This is a genomic window from Rummeliibacillus pycnus (genome assembly GCF_002884495.1).
Lineage (GTDB): Bacteria > Bacillota > Bacilli > Bacillales_A > Planococcaceae > Rummeliibacillus > Rummeliibacillus pycnus.
Genome location: NZ_KZ614145.1, coordinates 1213481 through 1232497 on the forward strand (window position 1 = coordinate 1213481; position 19017 = coordinate 1232497).

General features: G+C 33.9%; 18 protein-coding genes. 2 read left to right on the forward strand and 16 right to left on the reverse strand.

The genetic code is table 11. The features are described 5' to 3' along the window. Positions 1 to 114: 114 nt before the first annotated feature. Positions 115 to 1845, reverse strand: a complete 1731-nt coding sequence (locus CEF14_RS06160; RefSeq protein WP_102692046.1) for a phospho-sugar mutase — start codon at positions 1843 to 1845, stop codon at positions 115 to 117. A 202-nt stretch (positions 1846 to 2047) separates the two neighbouring features. Here CEF14_RS06160 and CEF14_RS06165 point away from each other — a divergent pair, with 202 nt between their 5' ends. Together CEF14_RS06165 and CEF14_RS06170 are read left to right on the forward strand one after the other, a co-directional pair. Then, a complete protein-coding gene (locus CEF14_RS06165; protein ID WP_102692047.1) occupies positions 2048 to 2866 on the forward strand; it encodes an exonuclease domain-containing protein in 819 nt (272 codons plus the stop codon). Positions 2867 to 3035: 169 nt separating this feature from the next. After that, entirely contained in the window at positions 3036 to 4763 is a 1728-nt protein-coding gene (locus CEF14_RS06170) for a helix-turn-helix domain-containing protein (RefSeq protein ID WP_170061456.1), read from the forward strand. Between the two features lie 64 nt (positions 4764 to 4827). Here the strand turns inward: CEF14_RS06170 and CEF14_RS06175 are convergent, their stop codons facing one another. From CEF14_RS06175 to CEF14_RS06245, 15 genes are all read right to left on the reverse strand, one after another. Beyond that, positions 4828 to 6003: a M20 metallopeptidase family protein gene (locus tag CEF14_RS06175; protein ID WP_102692049.1), complete on the reverse strand. Its 1176-nt coding sequence runs from the start codon at positions 6001 to 6003 to the stop codon at positions 4828 to 4830. Positions 6004 to 6012: 9 nt separating this feature from the next. Next, positions 6013 to 7542 (reverse strand): AbgT family transporter, encoded by a 1530-nt coding sequence (locus CEF14_RS06180; protein WP_102692050.1) that lies wholly within the window; start codon positions 7540 to 7542, stop codon positions 6013 to 6015. Between the two features lie 360 nt (positions 7543 to 7902). Then, a complete protein-coding gene (locus tag CEF14_RS06185) occupies positions 7903 to 9081 on the reverse strand; it encodes an MFS transporter (protein ID WP_102692051.1) in 1179 nt (392 codons plus the stop codon). Positions 9082 to 9135: 54 nt separating this feature from the next. After that, a complete protein-coding gene (locus CEF14_RS06190; protein ID WP_102692052.1) occupies positions 9136 to 9966 on the reverse strand; it encodes a MerR family transcriptional regulator in 831 nt (276 codons plus the stop codon). Between the two features lie 179 nt (positions 9967 to 10145). After that, positions 10146 to 10568: an OsmC family protein gene (locus tag CEF14_RS06195; RefSeq protein ID WP_102692053.1), complete on the reverse strand. Its 423-nt coding sequence runs from the start codon at positions 10566 to 10568 to the stop codon at positions 10146 to 10148. A 12-nt stretch (positions 10569 to 10580) separates the two neighbouring features. Further along, on the reverse strand, positions 10581 to 11327 hold the full coding sequence (locus tag CEF14_RS06200) for an amino acid ABC transporter ATP-binding protein (protein WP_102692054.1): 747 nt from the start codon (positions 11325 to 11327) through the stop codon (positions 10581 to 10583). 12 nt (positions 11328 to 11339) lie between these two features. Then, positions 11340 to 11981: an amino acid ABC transporter permease gene (locus CEF14_RS06205; RefSeq protein ID WP_102692055.1), complete on the reverse strand. Its 642-nt coding sequence runs from the start codon at positions 11979 to 11981 to the stop codon at positions 11340 to 11342. Between the two features lie 18 nt (positions 11982 to 11999). Continuing rightward, positions 12000 to 12830 carry a transporter substrate-binding domain-containing protein gene (locus CEF14_RS06210; RefSeq protein ID WP_102692056.1) on the reverse strand — a complete coding sequence of 277 codons (831 nt, stop codon included), beginning with the start codon at positions 12828 to 12830 and terminating at the stop codon, positions 12000 to 12002. 16 nt (positions 12831 to 12846) lie between these two features. Then, positions 12847 to 13473, reverse strand: a complete 627-nt coding sequence (locus tag CEF14_RS06215; RefSeq protein WP_102692057.1) for a TetR/AcrR family transcriptional regulator — start codon at positions 13471 to 13473, stop codon at positions 12847 to 12849. A gap of 206 nt (positions 13474 to 13679) precedes the next feature. Further along, the gene (locus CEF14_RS06220) at positions 13680 to 14213 is read right to left on the reverse strand and encodes a C39 family peptidase (RefSeq protein ID WP_170061457.1); all 534 of its coding nucleotides are present in this window, start codon (positions 14211 to 14213) and stop codon (positions 13680 to 13682) included. A 149-nt stretch (positions 14214 to 14362) separates the two neighbouring features. Then, a complete protein-coding gene (locus CEF14_RS06225; RefSeq protein ID WP_102692059.1) occupies positions 14363 to 15082 on the reverse strand; it encodes a Fe-S oxidoreductase in 720 nt (239 codons plus the stop codon). Positions 15083 to 15479: 397 nt separating this feature from the next. Continuing rightward, a complete protein-coding gene (locus tag CEF14_RS06230; protein ID WP_102692060.1) occupies positions 15480 to 16142 on the reverse strand; it encodes an MOSC domain-containing protein in 663 nt (220 codons plus the stop codon). A 461-nt stretch (positions 16143 to 16603) separates the two neighbouring features. Beyond that, positions 16604 to 17104 (reverse strand): preQ(1) synthase, encoded by a 501-nt coding sequence (gene queF / locus CEF14_RS06235; protein WP_102692061.1) that lies wholly within the window; start codon positions 17102 to 17104, stop codon positions 16604 to 16606. A 272-nt stretch (positions 17105 to 17376) separates the two neighbouring features. Beyond that, positions 17377 to 17703: a nucleoside triphosphate pyrophosphohydrolase gene (locus tag CEF14_RS06240; RefSeq protein ID WP_102692062.1), complete on the reverse strand. Its 327-nt coding sequence runs from the start codon at positions 17701 to 17703 to the stop codon at positions 17377 to 17379. A gap of 39 nt (positions 17704 to 17742) precedes the next feature. Beyond that, a complete protein-coding gene (locus CEF14_RS06245) occupies positions 17743 to 18921 on the reverse strand; it encodes a M20 metallopeptidase family protein (protein WP_102692063.1) in 1179 nt (392 codons plus the stop codon). Between the last annotated feature and the right edge of the window lie 96 nt (positions 18922 to 19017).

Below are 19017 nucleotides of genomic sequence, written 5' to 3' on the forward strand. Positions count from 1 at the left end.
TAATATTCCATCTAACATAGATTAAATTCTCGATCAATCATAAAAGGACATTCTTGAAAAAAGCCCCAATACTTTTTCCAAGAATGTCCTTTTAGAATATTACTGTCTACAAATCTATTTTAAATTTCCATCCATTACTTTTATAAAAGCTTTTTTTATTTTGTTTAGCTGCTCTGTTGCTGCTTCTTCTGTTTTATTTTTTACACCTATATAATATTTAATCTTCGGTTCTGTTCCACTTGGACGTACACAAACCCAAGAATCATATTCTAATATATATTTTAGAACATTGGATTTTGGTAATGCGATTTTTTCGCTTGAAGCTCCATTTGTATAAGTGATTGTTTGTGTTGAATAGTCTTCAATACTTGTTACATGTAAATCACCGATTTTTTCTAAAGGTACTTCACGAAGTTTTGTTAGTGCATTTTTGATTTGTTTTGCACCCTCAATTCCTTTTTTCGTTATAGATACGAGTGTTTCTTTATAGTAACCGTGTTCTTTATATAGGGTTTTTAAGACATCTAAAAGTGATTTGCCTTGTTTTTTAAAGTAAGCGGCTGCCTCTGTTACTAATAGAATTGCTTGATTTGCATCTTTGTCTCGAGCAAAGTCTTTAACTAAATACCCGTAACTTTCTTCATATCCAAATAAGATTTTGTAGTCACCTGATTGATGGTATTGTTCGATTTTTTCACCGATGAATTTAAATCCTGTAAGAACATTTTCTGTACTAATACCGAAATGATTGGCGATGGATTTTCCAAATTCGGAGGTAACAATCGTTTTAATGATGCGCCCATTTTGGGGTAATTCATCAAATTCCTCCATGCGTGATAGTAAATAATAGAGCATAATTGCGCCTGTTTGGTTCCCTGTTAATAATTGATAATCACCCCTTTGTCTTACAGCAACCCCCAATCGATCGCCATCTGGATCAATGGCAAGAAGTAAATCAGCTTGAACTTTGTATCCATCTCTTATTGCGTATTCGAATGCAGACTTTTCTTCAGGATTAGCAGATACAACCGTTGGAAAATCTCCATTTGGATTCAATTGTTCTTGAACAATAGCCATCCCTTTGAATTGTAATCGCTTGAAAATTTGTTGAACTGTGTAACCTGAAATACCATGCAGCGGTGTAAATGTTACTTGCAAATCAGTTGTTTTGAAAAGTGATGCTTCAAATGGAATTGTTAATAGCTGATTAAAATAGTCCTCATCTATTTCTGTTGTGATAATTTGAATGAGACCACTTTTTACATAATCATCAAAATCCCCCTCTGGTAATTGAAGCTCGTCCCCTACTTTTTCTACATAAGAGATTACTTCTTTAGCCTTTTCTAAATTCAATTGAGCTCCGTCTTCTCCATAAACTTTATAGCCATTATATTCTGGCGGATTGTGGCTAGCTGTAATCATCACGCCCATAAAAGTATTCAGTTTTCTAACGGAGTAAGACAATTGAGGTGTTGTGCGGGAGTCTTTGTATAAAAAAGTTTTGATACCATTTTGTGCAAAAGTTGTAGCTGTTTCGATTGCGAATTCTTTAGACATATGTCGACTATCAAAGGATATTACTACTCCTTGATCAGCTTTCTGCTGACCACAATTTCGAATATAAACCGCAATCCCTTTTGTAGCTTTACGAATGGTAAAAAGGTTTAAGCGATTCGTTCCTGCTCCCATTTCACCACGGATTCCACCCGTTCCAAAAGATAACGTTTTACCAAATGCATCTTCTTTCTTCGACTCGTCATGAGCCATTTTATGTAAATCTAATCGTAAATCTTCTGGAAGTACTGTTTTTGTTTGCCATTTTTTAAAAGCCTCTTGATAATTCATGTAAACACCCTCTTCGGTTTATGCAAATCTATTACTTCATTGCTTGAATACTTGCAAATGATTATTCTTTGTATATAATTTATACTCTAAAAGTACCCCTAGTAATTACTTTATATTCGATATTTTTGAGGAAAATGAATCCTCCTTGTATCAAATATATTGATATAATAAATGATACTATAGCTTTTCAGGAGGAAGACCTTTGGATTTTATTGCACTAGAAATAGAAACTGCCAATCAGTGGAGAGATAGTATTTGTTCAATTGGATTAGTAAAAGTCAAAAATGATAAAATTATCGATTCACTCTTCACATTTATTAACCCTAACCAGCCATTTGATGAATATTATATAGCCCAGCATGGAATTACAGAAGAAATGGTGAAATTTTCACCAACATTTGAAGAGTTTTATCCTCTATTAAATAAATGGCTAACTAATCAAACCGTCGTTGGCTATTATAGAAATTATGATCAATCGGTTTTAGAAGAATCTTGCCTATCTATCAATCAACTTGTTCCCTTTTGCAAATTTGGATGTATTCTTCAATTCGCAAGAAATAAGTTGAACAATGAAAGACATTTTTCTCTCCTAACTCTTGCACATCTATTTGGGATTCCACTTCATTTGGAACGCGCTGAAATAATTGCTAACCTTGTACTAAGCTTCGAAGAAAAATTTAAAGAATTTACATTACATGATCTAACCAACTCCTCAAAAAAGATCGCTTCGCATAATCCAATATTCACCGATTCTTACTTTCAAGGTAAAAATATCGTTTTCACAGGTGCACTTGAAGGGGTAACAAGATCGATGGCTGCAAAGAAAATCCGTTCAATTGGCGGGATATTTAGCAATACTGTAACAAAACAAACTAATATTCTTATTGTTAGTAATAGTAGTTGGGCTAAAGCTGAGAGTGGTCATAAAAGTTCGAAATTCCATAAAGCTGAACAATTTCAATCAATGGGCTACCCAATTGAAATTATTCAAGAAGAAAAAATTCGACCATACTTAAAATAAGAAATAAAACCATATGTATATATTAACTTTTTTGGAAATTTGATAATAAGACTTGCGATTAATATGTAATCAATGCAATAATTACCTTCAATACAAACTCTTACCTTTCATTAAGACTTACAATCTAACTTTCTAAACAATGAAATATTTTATTTCCTGGGAGGTTATTATGCATCAAATTGATAATGGATTATTGAAACAATGGCAAGCTTTTATCGATATCACAAAAAACATAAAAAAAATGGATAACAATAAGAGTGTACAGGAAATTATAGAAGTAGTCATTAATACAATTGAAAAAGTCGATGGCGGTTTTCTTCTTTTATGGAATACAAAACAAAATGCTTTATCGATTGAAGCCGCTGTAAATTTTAAAGAGGAATATTATATTCATAATAAGCTAGCACCTGGTGAGGGAATCTCAGGTACAGTATTTAAAACAGGAAAGACAATAGTAATCTATGGTGAGGAAGAAATAAAAAAAGCCATGCAGTCCATGAAAGAACCAAACTATCAATACTTTTTAAAATCCTCTGTTCAAGATGATCCTCCCAAAAGTTGTTTATCTGTTCCAATTACATATAAAAATGAGAAAATCGGCGTTTTAACATTAGATAACTTCTTTTCCGAAGAACGTTTCACAGACGAAGAAATCGGATTTGTGGAGGCAATTGCAACTCAAATTGCAATGGTTATAACCCTTAGTCAAGAACTTAACGAAAGAGAACAAAGTGCACAAACACTTAAATTAACATTATCTTCTCATCATCTTTTAAACGATCTTATGTTAAATGATCGAGGTTCAAAGCAAATAATAGAAACCTTAGCTAAGCTTATTGATAACCCAATAATATACCTCGATCCAAAAGGAGAATTTCTTTTTACAAGTAATCCTAATGATCCATTTGAATTAACCTTGAAAGACTGGATAAAAAAATGCATTCATCAGTTTCCAACTGAACAACAGGACTTTGAATTCTTACTACCCAATCAATTATTAGGTCATATTTTCAAAATCGCTTCTTCATATGGCGTGATTGGATATTTACTTGTAATTTGCAATTCAAAATCTCTTGATGTTTATACAAAATTAACATTATCACATAGTACTGCTATTATGGCTATTGAACAAATGAAAGAGCAAAAGAAACTCGAATCAAGAATTCAAAAAAGACAATTACTTTTAAAACAATTTCACGAAGAAAATAGTTTTACTAGCTTACACAATCTACTTGAAATCAAATATTATAATGCTTTCTTATTTCTACTTTATAAAAGAGAAAATTACTTAGAAAATAATTATTCTGAAATGTTCCATTATGAGAGAGATTATAAATTGAAACTACAATCCATTGGAAATTGTCTATTATTTCCGAATCGCGATTCATTAATCGTTCTAATTGCATTACGTGACACTCAAAGTGAAGTTGAAAAGAAATTAGAGGAAATCTTTTTATTCAATCAGGATGAGCGAATCTTAATTGGTCGTAAAGTTGATCGTATTGATCAATTGCATTTATCGTTTCAAGATATTGAACGATTAAAACATTGTATAAAAAATCTCGATGGACAAATTATATCTTACGAAAAACTTGGACTATATAGATATTTACTCTCTATGACAGATTCTGAGCAAAAGCATTTTGTGGAAGAAATACTAGGTCCCATCCTTCCTTCATCTATAAAACAATCGTCTAATAATGAATTAATCCATACATTAATGGAATATTTTAAATATAATAAAAACGTTATAAAAACAGCTGAAGCAATGCATGTCCACCAAAATACCATTTACTATCGAATTGTACAAATTGAAGAAAAGTTAAACGTGGATTTAAATGATTTTAATTATGCAATGAATATTCATGCAGCTATATTTTTATATAATCTCCGTTAAACAATTTAAAATATAAAAAATGCCACTAGGAAACTTCGAACCTTGTGGCATTTCATTTATTTAATTAGTGCTCTTTTAAAAATTGTAAGGCTGCTGTACCTAAAGTATTTCCTGCGATTAACAACGCCCTTTCATCAAAGTTAAACTTTGGATGATGGTGAGGATAAGTTTCTTCCACATCCGGATTTTGTGCACCAGTAAAGAAAAATGCTCCAGGAACATGTTGTAAATAATAGGCAAAATCCTCGCCCCCCATTAAAGGAGCACAAATATGAACGTTTTCCACACCCGAAACTTGTGGAGCCAAGTCAACTAAGAATGCTGTTTCCTCTTTATGATTGATCACTGCTGGATAACCACGTACATAATCATATTCATAATCTGCTTTTGTGAGATAACATGATGCTTTTAACATCTCTTCTATTTCCTTTTCAAGTAGATTCCTGGTTTCGTCGTCAAATGTACGTACAGTGCCTTTCATTTTAACTGAGTCTGCAATTACATTAAAGGGATTCAAAGCCTCTATATGTCCAATTGAAACTACTGCTGATTCAGTTGGATTGACACGTCTAGATACTAACTGTTGAAGATTAGTGATAAATTGTGCGGCAATTAAAATAGAATCTTTGGTATTACTTGGGTCTGAGCCATGCCCTCCCTTCCCTTTGACATTAATATATATACCGTCTGCTGCAGCCATTAAAGGTCCTTCTTTTAGCATAATATTCCCGAGAGGTTCTGTAGACCATAAATGAGTCCCAAAGATGACATCAACACCTTCTAAACAACCGTCTTTAATCATGGAAATCGCACCTCCTGGAGCAATTTCTTCTGCATGTTGGTGGATGAAAACAATTGTTCCTTCAATTTCATCTCTCAGTTTGTTAAGTACTTTTGCTAATACCAAAAGTGTTGCAGTATGCCCATCATGACCACAAGCATGCATAACACCATCCACTTTTGATTTATAAGGAAGTTCGTTTTGTTCTTGAATTGCTAAAGCATCAAAATCAGCTCTTAGTGCAACTGTTTTGCCAGTTTTTGCACCGTGCAATTTTGCTACTACACCACGACCACCCACACCTTCTTTAACTTCATGTCCAAGAGCTCGGTGATATGCGGCAATATATTTTGGTGTATTAACTTCCTGAAATGATAGTTCTGGATTCTCATGCAAATAGCGTCGAATTTCAACCATCTCATCATAGTGTTCTTCTAACAAATTATATAATTTTTCCATTTATTTCCCTCACTTTAAATAGATTGAATCTCCAGGACCTAAAGGAAGTCCGAGTAAGAACCATATGCTAAACAATATGATCCAACCAATTGAAAATACAACAGAATAAGGAAGTAATGATGAGATAAGTGTCCCAATTCCAATATTCTTATCATATCTTTTAGCAAAAGCGAGTAAAATCGCAAAATAAGCTAACATTGGTGTTATTGGATTTGTAATAGAATCTCCTACACGATAGACTGCTTGAGTTAGCGCTGGGCTATAATTTAAATACATAAACATTGGAACAAATATAGGCGCTAATAATGCCCACTTTGCTGAAGCACTTGCAACCAATAAGTTAATACCAGCACAAATAATAATAAAACCGATAATCATTGGTAATCCTGTGAAATTCATTGCCTGTAATGCTTCTGCACCTTTAATCGCCATAATTGGTCCGATATTACTCCAGCCAAAATAAGCAATCATCTGTGCAGCTACAAATGCCAACACAATAAACGAAGACATATCTGCGATAGATTTGAACATTTTATCTGCAACATCTTTATCACTTTTTAGAACTTTTGTCACAATACCATATGCCAAGGCTGGTAATAAGAATAGGAATAACATAATCGGTACGATACCTGTCATGAAAGGAGATGATAAAAAACCACCAGTCTTAGGATCACGTAAAATACCATTTGATGGAACAACTGCAATAAGAATAATGATCACATAAATAGCTGTTACAATACCTGCCCATTTAAGTCCCTTTGCTTCTAATGGTGTAATTGGCTCAAGTTTCTCAGCTTCTCCTTGATATTCACCAAATCTAGGAATTGTAAACTTATGTGCCACAAATGTACCTAATGCAACTAATACAAAAGTAGATGCGATTAAGAAATAATAGTTCATCGTTGCTCGACCTATGTAGCCAGGTTCAACTAAGTGTGCGGCAGATTCCGTAATGCCAAGAAGTAGAACATCAAGAGAACTGATCAACAAATTTGCACTAAATCCTCCTGCAATAGCTGCGTATGTTATGATTAAACCAACAATTGGGTTTCGCCCAATACTCATAAATATCAAAGCGGCAATTGGAGGTAAAACGATAAAAGCTGCATCTGCTGCTAAATTACCAACTAACCCTGTTAAGATTAAAAAAGGGATGATTAACTTTTGTGGAGCACTCATCACAGATTTCTTCATCAATGCTGCTATTAATCCTGTTTGTTCAGCGAGACCGATGCCAAGCATAGAGACAATCACCATTCCTAACGGAGGAAAAGAGGTGAAATTTGTTAACATCTCATTTAATATTTTGATGAGTCCTTGTTGATTCAGTAAATTAACAACCTCAATTCTCTCATTAGTGCCTGGTTTTACTGCAGAAACATGAAACTGTGCTAAAATCCAAGACAAACCCAAAATAACGAACGCCATGATTACAAAAAGCGTTACTGGATCAGGTAATTTGTTTCCTGCCTTTTCTACTCCATCCAAGAATCGCTCGATCAAAGATTTTTTCTTTTGAACACTTACTACATTTTCCATATGGTTCCCCCTTTTTATTTTCTGAATATTTAGATTATATATAATATTAATTACTATTAATATAGTGAACTCTATAAAAATCCTTTCTGATTTTTGTAGTTTTCTACAAAAAACAATCTGATAATGGTGTTATTTTGTATATTATTCTCAAAAGTTAGTAGCCTGTATCTGACTCTCGCTTACCATACATATCAATCGAGAAAGTTTTCTAATGACTCGTTCCATATTTTAAAATCTCTTTACTTGGACAAATACTAAAATATTTTAACCAAAAAAATTTTTTCTTTAATTGAACAAAAAAATTGAACACAAACTCCTAATTTTAGAGTTTGTGTTCAATCTACATGATCATAATGAATATTATCTTTCTGAAATACTTTTTACTCTTTTTCCATATACCAAATAATAAACGAATAAACAAACGAATATCCAAATCGCAACAATTCCATACACCATTTTAAGTGGTATAAATGTTACCATAACACCTACTAAATAAGGCCCTATCCCATTTGATAAATCTAAAAACATAAAGAATGTTGAAGTAGCTAGTGATTTTCGATGTGACGGGGATTCTTGTATTGCAATTGCTTGAAAATTGGAAATAAGTGTTCCATAACCAATTCCAATAAATACAGCAGATAGTAAAAACATAAAACTATTTTGCACCATACATAATAGAAAGAAACCTACTGCCACAACTAATAACAATGGATAGTTCAAGCGATTTGCGCCAAATAAATCAAACCATTTCCCCGTAAATGGTCTTGTAATAATGAGTGCCAATGCATAAACGATAAAGAAGAAACTAGAAGCTGAAACAAGATGGATGTCTCTTGCATATTGTGTCAAGAAAGATATCAAACTTGCATAAGCCAATGTAATGAGGAAGACTGAAGCAGAAATAGGAACAGCTTTTGGTTCTATGAAATCTTTTAAATAGAAACCTTTCTGATGTTCTTCTATCATTACTTTTTGAGGAGGTTTTAAAAAACATATAACGATTAGATCGAACAACGATACGACAATTCCTACCATGAAAATAACTGTGAAAGAAGTACGTTCATAAAGAAACATTCCTAAAAATGGCCCAAATGCCATTGCAATATTCATCGCGGTCGAATAGTAGCCTGTTCCTTCACCACGGCGATCATCAGGTATTAAATCTGCAGCAATTGCACCTGCCGCGGTTGTAATGCATCCATGCATTGCACCGTGAATAAATCGAATGATCAATAAAAAATACAACTGATCTGCATATAAATGTAAAATCATTGCAATGACAAAAACTATTAATGAATAGACTAACATTTTCTTTCGACCAAAGCGATCCAAGTATTTTCCTGTAAAGATTCGAGCAAGTAGTGATGCTAATACAAAAATACCAGTTGCAAATCCTGCTACGCTTTGACTTACATTAAACTTTGTTGCAGTGAAAATTGCAATCATTACCATTAAGAGATAGAAAACTACATGTGTAAAAAAATTCGTTAAAAAGATAATGATAAAATCTTTTGTCCAAAGTTTGGATGACTGTGTCAAAAGCCAACTCCTTCTTTCAATTAATTTTTACATTATCTATCGTAAACCCTCCCCTTAATGGAGAGTCAACGGGGTGACTTTTATCCGTATTTCTTTCAGCCATTCTTCTGAATGATTTGAAATAATCCCATCAACAATTTTTCGAATATATAAAGGACCCTCTGTTTGATACTTGTTTATTTCGATAAAACGTAATAGTTTTTCTATGTATTGAAAATCTTCATCCATTTTCTCTCTCCATCTAATTACTACGAAATCTCCTGCTTCAACATGGGTTATCGTATCCAATTGTTTATGAACGGGTTGATCAACTAATAAGAAAATGCCATTGTATGATGATGGTTTATATTCTTGATTTTCAATATACATTAAATAGCCAACATTGCCAATTACGATAGGTACTATATGTTCATAGTGCGTTTTCAATTGACGAAGTTCGGCTTCAATTTCTTTTAGTGATCCGACTTTTTTGTTCACTTGAATCATGTTGTGCGATTCAATATGTTGAACATAAGGTTTCCCAATTACGGTATCATCTTTGGTATTTTCTAATTCCAAAACACGAGAGAATAAACTTTTCTCGATTCGTTTTAATACCTCGATTTTCTCACGTGTAATTTTTCTAACATTTTCTAATATAGATATAAAATCATCTAAACTACGATTCTCGAGCTGTCTTTTAATATCTTTTAGTGGTACCCCCATCATTTTCAGGTATAAAATGATATCCAATTCTTTAAATTGTTCGATAGAATAGTAACGATACCCAGTCCCTAAATCCACTTCATAAGGTCGAAACAACCCAATTTCATCATAATAACGGAGCGTTTTAATGGAAATATTATTCAGTCTCGCCATCTGACCAATCGAAAGTTTATTTTTCATGTTTGATCCTCTCTTTATACTTCTGTTGATCCTATTATAAGATATCCCTATCAATAATTTACAATATTTTCTGTATTTCCTTCAAATTTTCTATTTTTCTCTATTTTTTTAAGATAAAAGAATAATTCTATAAAAAAAGAGCAAAGAGTTATGTCCTCTTTGCTCAATGTTCACATATTCTATTCAATCGGTACATTTTCTCCATTTAAAATAAGAGAGTGAGTAATTTCTGCTTTTAATGATGCAGAGACTGCACAATATTTTTCTTCTCCTAATTTGATGGCTCTCCATACTTTATGTGCGTCGATCTCTCCATCTACTTTAAAAGTAAGGTGTACTGCTGTGAATGCTGTAGGCATTTCTTCACGTCGCGTACCATCTACAACAATGTCTAAATTAGCGATTTTGTCTAAATGTGGTTTTAATATCATCGTGACGTCTATACCAATACATCCTGCTAAAGAGCTTAAAAGCATTTCAGTTGGAGTTGGCGCCTTGCCATCTCCACCATAATTAGCTGTTGCATCCATAGCCATTTTGTATCCTGATGCACCTACTGCTTCAAATGCACGACCACCTTGCCATTTTGCTGTAACTTGCATGCTTGTTCCTCCTTAGAATTCGTTTACTTGCTTCAAAAATTGTTGGGCTCTTTCTGTTTGCGGATGTTCAAAAAATACTTTTGGCTCTGCATCTTCTACAATTACTCCATCTGCCATAAATAAAATTCGATCTGCTACATGTTTTGCGAAGTTCATCTCATGTGTAACAATCATCATAGTCATGCCTTCTTCCGCTAGACTTTTCATGACTTTTAGAACTTCACCAACTAGTTCTGGATCGAGTGCTGAAGTAGGTTCATCAAATAGCATAAGTTGAGGTTCCATTGCTAAGGCTCTTGCGATGGCTACACGTTGCTGTTGACCACCTGAAAGTTGAGATGGGTAGCTATCTTCTTTATCCGCTAATCCAACTCTTTGCAACAAATTAGAAGCAATTTGATATGCTTGATCTTTTTGCATTTTCTTGACAACTAATAATGCTTCCATTACATTTTCTGCAACTGTTTTATGCGGATATAAATTAAATTGCTGGAACACCATTCCTGTTTCTTGCCGAATCGCATAAATCGCCTTTTGCAGAACTTTTTTTGGAGCTTTTGCATCAATTTCATGTTGATTTATAATGATCTTACCTGCAGTAATTTTTTCTAAGCCATTGATACATCTTAAGAATGTACTTTTACCAGAACCACTAGGTCCAATAACAGCTACTACTTGATGTGCAGGAATGGATAATGTTAAATTCTTTAATACTTCATGACTACCATAGTTTTTGTATAATTGTTGAATTTCTATCATTTTCCGCACCTCCTAGTAAACCGATAACCGTTTTTCTATTTTGTTTAATATAAATGTAAAGAGTGTACTCATGATCCAATACATAATTCCGATTGAAAGATAAAACGGCATGTATACATAATATTGTGCAACTAATAGTTGTGCTGAACGCATCAGCTCTGTTACTGCTATGACTGAAACCAAAGATGTTTCTTTTAGCATACCGACAAATGTATTACCAAGAGGTGGAATTGCATAGCGAATAGCTTGAGGGATAATAATACGGCGCATTGCTTGCTTTTCTGTCATCCCTGTTGCTAAAGCTGCCTCTGTTTGCCCCTTTGGTACAGATTGAATAGCACCTCGGAAAGCTTCTGATACATATGCACCGATATTAATACTCAAAGCAATATAAGCTGCTGTTAATGGGCCAAGTTCTATTCCGTAATCAACCAAACCATAATAGACAATGACAATTTGTACAAGTGGTGGTGTTCCTCGAATAATCGATACATAGGCTCTAGCAATATTACGCAGAAAGCGATTGCCCTTAATACGAGCAATCGCAGCAAGTAAGCCTATTATTAAGCCAAAGAACATGGATACCACTGTAATCAATAATGTGTAATATGCCCCTTTTAAAAGAAAGGGAATATTTTCAATGACTAAATCCATGTATGTTTCCTACTTTCCTTATTCTGCCGGTGGTTCTTCACCAAACCATTTAACGAAGATTTTTTTATAAGTACCGTCATTTTTCATATCTTCTAATGCTTTGTTAATCGCTTTAACTAATTTTGGATTTCCTTTTTTCACAGCAACTGCCGCTTTGTCAGCTTTAATTGCATCGCCGACAGCTTTAATTTTATAGCCATTTTTTTCGACGATTGGTTTTAATGCATAGACATTATTGATGGTTGCATCAATTCGGCCTGCATCTAAATCTTTTAATGTTGTGATGACATCATCGTATGTGTTAATTTTGAAGTCACCAACTTTAGGCATTAAATCATTCCGTAAATAAGTTTCATCGTTTGTTCCTAGACCTACACCAATTGTTTTACCTTTGAAGTCATTTACTGATTTGATGTTCGTGTTATCAGCTTTTACAATTGCCTTCACTTCATTTGTAATATAAGGGTCAGAGAAGTCGATTGCTCTTTTACGTTCATCTGTAATGGTCACTTGACTGACAAGTGCATCAAATTTTCCTTTTTGTAATCCTGGGATTAATCCTGAAAAATCTTGTGCAACAAATTTTGCTTTAACATTCATACGTTTTGCAATTTCTTTAGCAATATCTACGTCAAATCCAGTATATTGATGATCTTTTCCCATGAAGTTGTATGGAGCATAAGTCCCCATAATCCCAATAGTCATTTCACCTTTGTCTTGAATATTTTGTAGTTGATCTGTGTAATTGTTACCGTGATTAACATCTTTTTTAGCACCCATACTTCCGCAAGCACTTAGAATCAGTACTGCTACGGCAACAAAACTTATTAACCATTTTGTTTTTTTCACTTGTTATCCTCCTATTTCATACACCGAAAATACCAAAAAATTCAAAGTGTACAGTTTCCTCAATTAATTCTTGTAATGATTTGTCAGCAAATGGATGATTTTCGCTTCGTTCGTTAAATAACCATCTAGATAGCACACCTTCCAGCAAACTCATGATAAACACAGCTTGCATTTTAGGTTCAATAGGTTGATTAAGCATGCCTAATTCTTTTGCTCTTCTAATATTATTGGCAAAAGCTGCTTCCATATCAGCTTTAATTTCATCCACTTTTTGTTGTAACAACGGCTGAGAATGGATTCCTTTTAACAGTATGTGCATTAAATAAGAATTTTCCTCGGCAAAACGAAAAATATGTACAAATAAATGACTAGAGGACACGACCGATTCTTGAACCGAAGCTTTCGATTTTCGATAGCCAATCGCAATTGCCTCTAAAATATTTTTACGTCCGTCTTCTAGCATCTTCAATGCAATGGCTTCTTTACTTTTGAAATACCAGTAAAACGTACCTTGCGAAACATTCGCCTGGGCTACAATATCCGAAATTTTCGTATTCTCATAACCAACAGTAGCGAATAATTCAAGTGCTACCTTAATCAATTGTTGCTCTCTCTCTTGTCTACGAACATCTGCCTGCACCATTTTGTTCACCTCGACTGACTCATTAGTCAATTAAATCCTATAAGATTACTATATATTAGTCAATAGTTTTGACTTAATTTTTTTAGAAAAATAAATAAAATGTAAATGTATTCATATAATTAATAAAAAAAGACTGCCAACAAACTGGAGTTCGTCTACAGTCTAAGTACTATTGTTAAGAATAATTCTCTGTATTCTAACTTTAATTACATGAAAACAATTCCACGACCTGTAAAGCTAGCTAAGAATCTTTTTTCTGGTACACTGCTATTGGATTTCCCCCATTTTGATGGATCTCGGAAGGTAATCTTATATTCACCGTTTTCTTTGTGTCTTCCACACGCAACGATCAGGTGCCCTCCTTTTCGACCATCTTCCGCAAGTTGACCAGTGACGGAGACAATAACAGGTCCGTTATTTGTTAGTAATTTTTCAAGTTCTTCGCCATCTTGTATAGCAATAGGTTTTGCTTTCAAGCCAAAATTTGTGGCAATATTTGCTAAACCTTGATGAATCCATCCTTTTTCACAATATGCATTTAATTGGATACCTTCCGTGAGTAGTTCATAAGACGAAGCAACACGTATTTGATAATGCCCCATAATCATACGAATACATGCTAGACCACAAACACTTTCTCCCCAGTAATCGGCATCTTTTCCTTCAACAAGTACATTTTCTGGCCATTCGCCTTTTTCAAAATGCTGCCCGAAACGTGGTATATTCAGACAATAGTTCAAAATTGTTTTCTCCCTTCAAAATAACAATATGTAATGATTTTTTTAAAGAATTCGCATTAGTATATATCTTAATGATAGGTGGCGTTCGCAATAGAGTTCTACTATGTAAAAGGGAAGCACACATTTAAATATGGCTTCCCTCCGTATGTTTACTCTTGTTCAAGCGGACAATAACCACAAGCACCGAGTCCTGGAATATCCTTTGATAAACAGCATGATTTTCGAATTGGCTGATTAACTAACGATGAAGGTGCTAACCCTTTTGTATACTCATAAAATAAGGATTTTTCGCTAAAACGGGCCCATACTTCTTTTGATTCTAACATTTCTAAATCATCCATTGCACGGTCAGCAAGTAATGGATCATCAAGCAATTTTGCATACACACCTACGATATGAACGAAAAAATTATCCCATATAACACGGGGTGAAATAGATGTTGTATTGCGTAAATCCTGGACAATTTGATAGCACTGTTTGTATAAAATCGTTGACATCACATATTCACGTTCGGAATCATTGACATAACGCCAGTCATTTGGATTGGCAAACATACAAACCGTATAGAGGCCATTTTCTTTCGTAGCATCAAATTGTAAATCACGTTCATGGCCATCCCAAATTTCATCGTAAGCCGTAAGCATATAAAATTGCATTGCGATAAATTGTCCGTAGCGTTTTGAAAAATGCGAAATGGCTGCTGTTTTCGATGCGGCATTCGTAATGCCAAGCATTAAGTCAGCAAACTCTCCTTCTTGGAAAAATTCTTTGTGCACTCGTTCAAGTGTAAAAAGAGAGCGTTTTGGTATTGTTGTATAAACATTGTACGAATCAAGCATTAAAACTTGATCCATTGTAAGTGTTGGCATTGTATCACCTGTTTATTTCATAATATTTCTTCTCTATCATATTACAATTTTTGATTTTTAGCTAAAATGATACTTTCTCGGGAAAATGGGATGAGCACTATTGATAGACTCAAACTATTTCAATTTTTTCTCCGATATGTATCAATGTCTTTAATGACTTTACTTGCTACTAAATCATCAATTCATTTGAGATGATTGAACAAATGAAAAATGCCATGAGCACAAAAGTGGGCATGGCATTTTTCTGTTCCATAGTCTTATAGAGAGGTTTTACGATGAACCTCTTAAAATTTAATCTTTTAAACTTAATCGTTAATCAAGAATTTGTATTGTCCTCAATTACATTAAATGATTTACTTGGAAATTTAAAATGGATATGTAGCAAAATTGAATCTACTTATTTTGCATACTTATCAACACGTTCTTCTAATTTTTCTCTCCATTTGTCAGCTAGTTCTGATACGTTTAGAATTTTTTTCATAGCTTCGACATCATTTGTGCGGTGAAAGTAAGTATCCATACAAAATAGAACAGAGACCTCTTCGGGATGTCTTTTCACTAAAGAAATCTTGGAATCACTGCTTACAGTACCTTCCTTTAAGACTCTACATAAATAACCTACAAATCCAGTCTCCACAAGTCTCTTTAAAATAAGTGGATGACCTACTCTCCTTGAAATGGTGTTACATGGAATTCTCCCTTGTGTAATCTGAATGATGGCATCCCCAACCTGAAAAATATCGCCAATACAAACGTTTTCCTCTAACATATTAGTAACCGTTAAATTTTCTCCAAAAGCAGCTGCATCTAAGGGTTTTCCAAATTCTTTTTCCCATTTTGCATAATGTTCAAATGGGTAAATACATACCGCTCTATCAAGTCCACCATGATGTTTTAAGTCTGCTACACCATCCCCACGAAATCCATCTTTTGTTAAATATGCTTCATGAATCGCTTGTTTACAAATTCCTGTATCCATTACTTGATCTTTTCCATATCTCATTTCCTTCGGTAAACCTATTGAAAAATTTACGATCTTTGCTATGTTATGCACTTCCATCTGTTGTACCCCCTTATGTAACTAAAATACTGAAAATTTTCAATTATCATTAGTTCCTAATTATACCATATCCTCAACCTTTTTCGTTTATATACTTAAACTCTCGCTTTCATCTAGGATGTTTATAGTAATTTTCATAACCCTGCCATGAACAACAAGAACTAGAGATATTGTGAGAGCAGTTTTTGGAAAACGCAGCTTCTATTCCCCCGTATCTTACTAATATCTGCATAAAAAAGGTACAGTCTCAAATAGAATCCTCATTGTGCATCATCATGACATCTCCAATGGAATTTGATAACGAGCATTTTGCTTATAATAAAACAAAGACGAGAATATTGGTACATCCACATTCTCGTCTTCTTGTCATAACCCTATCTATTAACAACGCATGAATAACCTGTCACGATAGCTAGCAATATTTGTACTTTGTTCCATTACCTTATCCAAGTAATGGAATTTTATCGATTATCCACTTTTTCTGGATAAAGGTCGTGATTCATCAAGCGATGCTCAGCCATTTTCTCGTATTTTGTATTTGGGCGGCCATAATTACTCCATGGATCAATTGACAAACCACCTCTAGGTGTAAATTTACCCCATACCTCAATATAACGAGGATCTAGTAGTTTAATCAAATCTTTCATAATAATATTGACACAGTCCTCATGGAAATCTCCATGATTTCGAAAACTGAACAAATACAACTTCAATGACTTACTTTCAACCAACTTCTTATCAGGGATGAAAGAAATATAAATAGTTGCAAAGTCTGGTTGACCTGTCATCGGACATAGACTTGTAAATTCTGGGCAATTGAATTTCACAAAGAAATCGTTCTCCGTATGTAAATTATCAACTGCTTCCAGTACGTCTGGATTATATTCATATGAGTATTTTGTATTTTGATTGCCTAGTAGCGTTAAATCTTTTAATCCCTGTTCATTTGTTCTTCCTGACATCATGTTGCCTCCTTAAATCGTAAAGATGCGCATAACTTAAACACCCCAAAACTAATATGAAAACTCCTTTATTTCAATAACCGGGTAATGAGAGCATCTGAAGCATAATAAAAAAGCCATGTCCGCAAAAGTGGACATGGCATTATTCACATGCTCCATAGTTTTTTAGAGAGGGTTTGCGCTATGAACCTCTTATTATTTTCATTAATATGATACTTAACAATTTTAGGTTCGTCAAGAAAATATAGATGCTATCATTTTAAGGAGTACATCTAATCATCCTCTACCTCTAAAAGATAGATTCCTTTTGTAAAACCCCCCCGCTGTTCCTTTTTTGTCAAACGTATTTGTTCCAACTCTTGAAAAGAAACATTGTATACACTTAATGCAGCATGAACAAGTTCTAACACATCTGCTAATTCTTCTAATTCATCTTGTTGGCTAACTGATTCCTTAAATTCTAGTGCTTCTTCTTGCATTTTCAACTTAATTTCTGCTAAGTGCACTTCTGGAGCTAAAACTTTAGTTGTATATTGCTTACCATTCTTCGCAATTACTTCTGGTATTAAATCACGTACTAATTTATTGTATATTGGCATTTTGGATTCACCTCTTTTAAACCATTACATTCATGCTTTTTAGTCTTTCTTTTGTTGATAGACATCCAACAAATCCATTGCAAGTCTACTAAAAACTTCAGCACCTCTAGCCAAGACCCGATCATCAAAGTGAAATTGAGGATGATGTAAATCTAGATACCCTGAATCCTCTTTTGCTATTCCTAATCTAAAATAGAGTGCTGGGATTTGATCTGCATAGTAGCCGAAATCATCGCCACCCATTGACGGCTCTTTTAAAACTTCAATTTCATTTTCTGCCATGAATTTTTTTGCACTATTCTCTAATTGTTCTGCTAAAAAGAAATCGTTAAAGATATGGGGTGCTCCGAATTTCATTTGATACTCTATTTGCACATTCCACATATTCGATAAGTTTTCACATATATTTTTGATCTCTGCATCAATTTGTTGTCGAAGCACTTTAGAATAGGATCTCGATGTTCCTGTCAACACAAGTTCGTCTGCTACTACATTTGCTGCGTTTCCACCATGAATGGAGCCAACATGAATGACATGTGGCTCTAAGGGATTAAATTTCTTAATATTAATGTGATTCATATGCTGGATCAATTCAGTCCCTATTACAATTGCATCTATTGCTTGATGAGGACGAGCACTATGTCCTCCCTTACCTTTTATATGGATAGAAAATGTATCACATGCAGCAGTTGCATTCCCTTTTTTAATACCGATATGTCCAAAAGGTAGATGCGGCCATAAATGCAAACCAATAATCGATTTTACCTTTGGATTTTGCAATACGCCCTCGTTTACTAGACGTAAAGCAGCTCCATCTGCTTCCTCTCCAGGCTGAAAAATACAACGAACTGTTCCTTTTATAAGTGATCGATTATCGTATAAGCTTTTTACAGCTCCAAGTAAAATAGCTGTATGACCGTCATGACCACATGCATGCATAACACCTTCATTTTGTGATTGATATTCACTTACATATTCTTCTTTAATAGGTAGTGCATCTATATCTGCTCTTAAAGCAATCGTTTCTCCTTTATGTTCACCGACAATATCGACAAATACACCTGTATTTGCAATTTCTTTATAGGATATTCCCCAATCCATTAATGTCTTTTTGATCATAGCTGCTGTTTCATATTCCTGAAAAGATAACTCTGGATTTTTGTGCAGATGACGTCTTATTTTTATTAAAGTATCTGCTAAGGTTGGATCGATTTTCATCACATTCTTCACTCCTTTTCTTTACGCGATATGTAAAAACTTCTGTAAAAATATTTTTCTATATTCTTTACAATATGTTCTAGTAATATCCCATAA

Bases quoted from the DNA above. Each gene is read 5' to 3' on its own strand.
- CEF14_RS06160 (WP_102692046.1), bottom strand. From the start codon at position 1,845: ATGAATTATCAAGAGGCTTTTAAAAAATGGCAAACAAAAACAGTACTT.
- CEF14_RS06170 (WP_170061456.1), top strand. From the start codon at position 3,036: ATGCATCAAATTGATAATGGATTATTGAAACAATGGCAAGCTTTTATC.
- CEF14_RS06175 (WP_102692049.1), bottom strand. From the start codon at position 6,003: ATGGAAAAATTATATAATTTGTTAGAAGAACACTATGATGAGATGGTT.
- CEF14_RS06180 (WP_102692050.1), bottom strand. From the start codon at position 7,542: ATGGAAAATGTAGTAAGTGTTCAAAAGAAAAAATCTTTGATCGAGCGA.
- CEF14_RS06190 (WP_102692052.1), bottom strand. From the start codon at position 9,966: ATGAAAAATAAACTTTCGATTGGTCAGATGGCGAGACTGAATAATATT.
- CEF14_RS06195 (WP_102692053.1), bottom strand. From the start codon at position 10,568: ATGCAAGTTACAGCAAAATGGCAAGGTGGTCGTGCATTTGAAGCAGTA.
- CEF14_RS06200 (WP_102692054.1), bottom strand. From the start codon at position 11,327: ATGATAGAAATTCAACAATTATACAAAAACTATGGTAGTCATGAAGTA.
- CEF14_RS06205 (WP_102692055.1), bottom strand. From the start codon at position 11,981: ATGGATTTAGTCATTGAAAATATTCCCTTTCTTTTAAAAGGGGCATAT.
- CEF14_RS06215 (WP_102692057.1), bottom strand. From the start codon at position 13,473: ATGGTGCAGGCAGATGTTCGTAGACAAGAGAGAGAGCAACAATTGATT.
- CEF14_RS06225 (WP_102692059.1), bottom strand. From the start codon at position 15,082: ATGCCAACACTTACAATGGATCAAGTTTTAATGCTTGATTCGTACAAT.
- CEF14_RS06230 (WP_102692060.1), bottom strand. From the start codon at position 16,142: ATGGAAGTGCATAACATAGCAAAGATCGTAAATTTTTCAATAGGTTTA.
- queF (WP_102692061.1), bottom strand. From the start codon at position 17,104: ATGTCAGGAAGAACAAATGAACAGGGATTAAAAGATTTAACGCTACTA.
- CEF14_RS06240 (WP_102692062.1), bottom strand. From the start codon at position 17,703: ATGCCAATATACAATAAATTAGTACGTGATTTAATACCAGAAGTAATT.
- CEF14_RS06245 (WP_102692063.1), bottom strand. From the start codon at position 18,921: ATGAAAATCGATCCAACCTTAGCAGATACTTTAATAAAAATAAGACGT.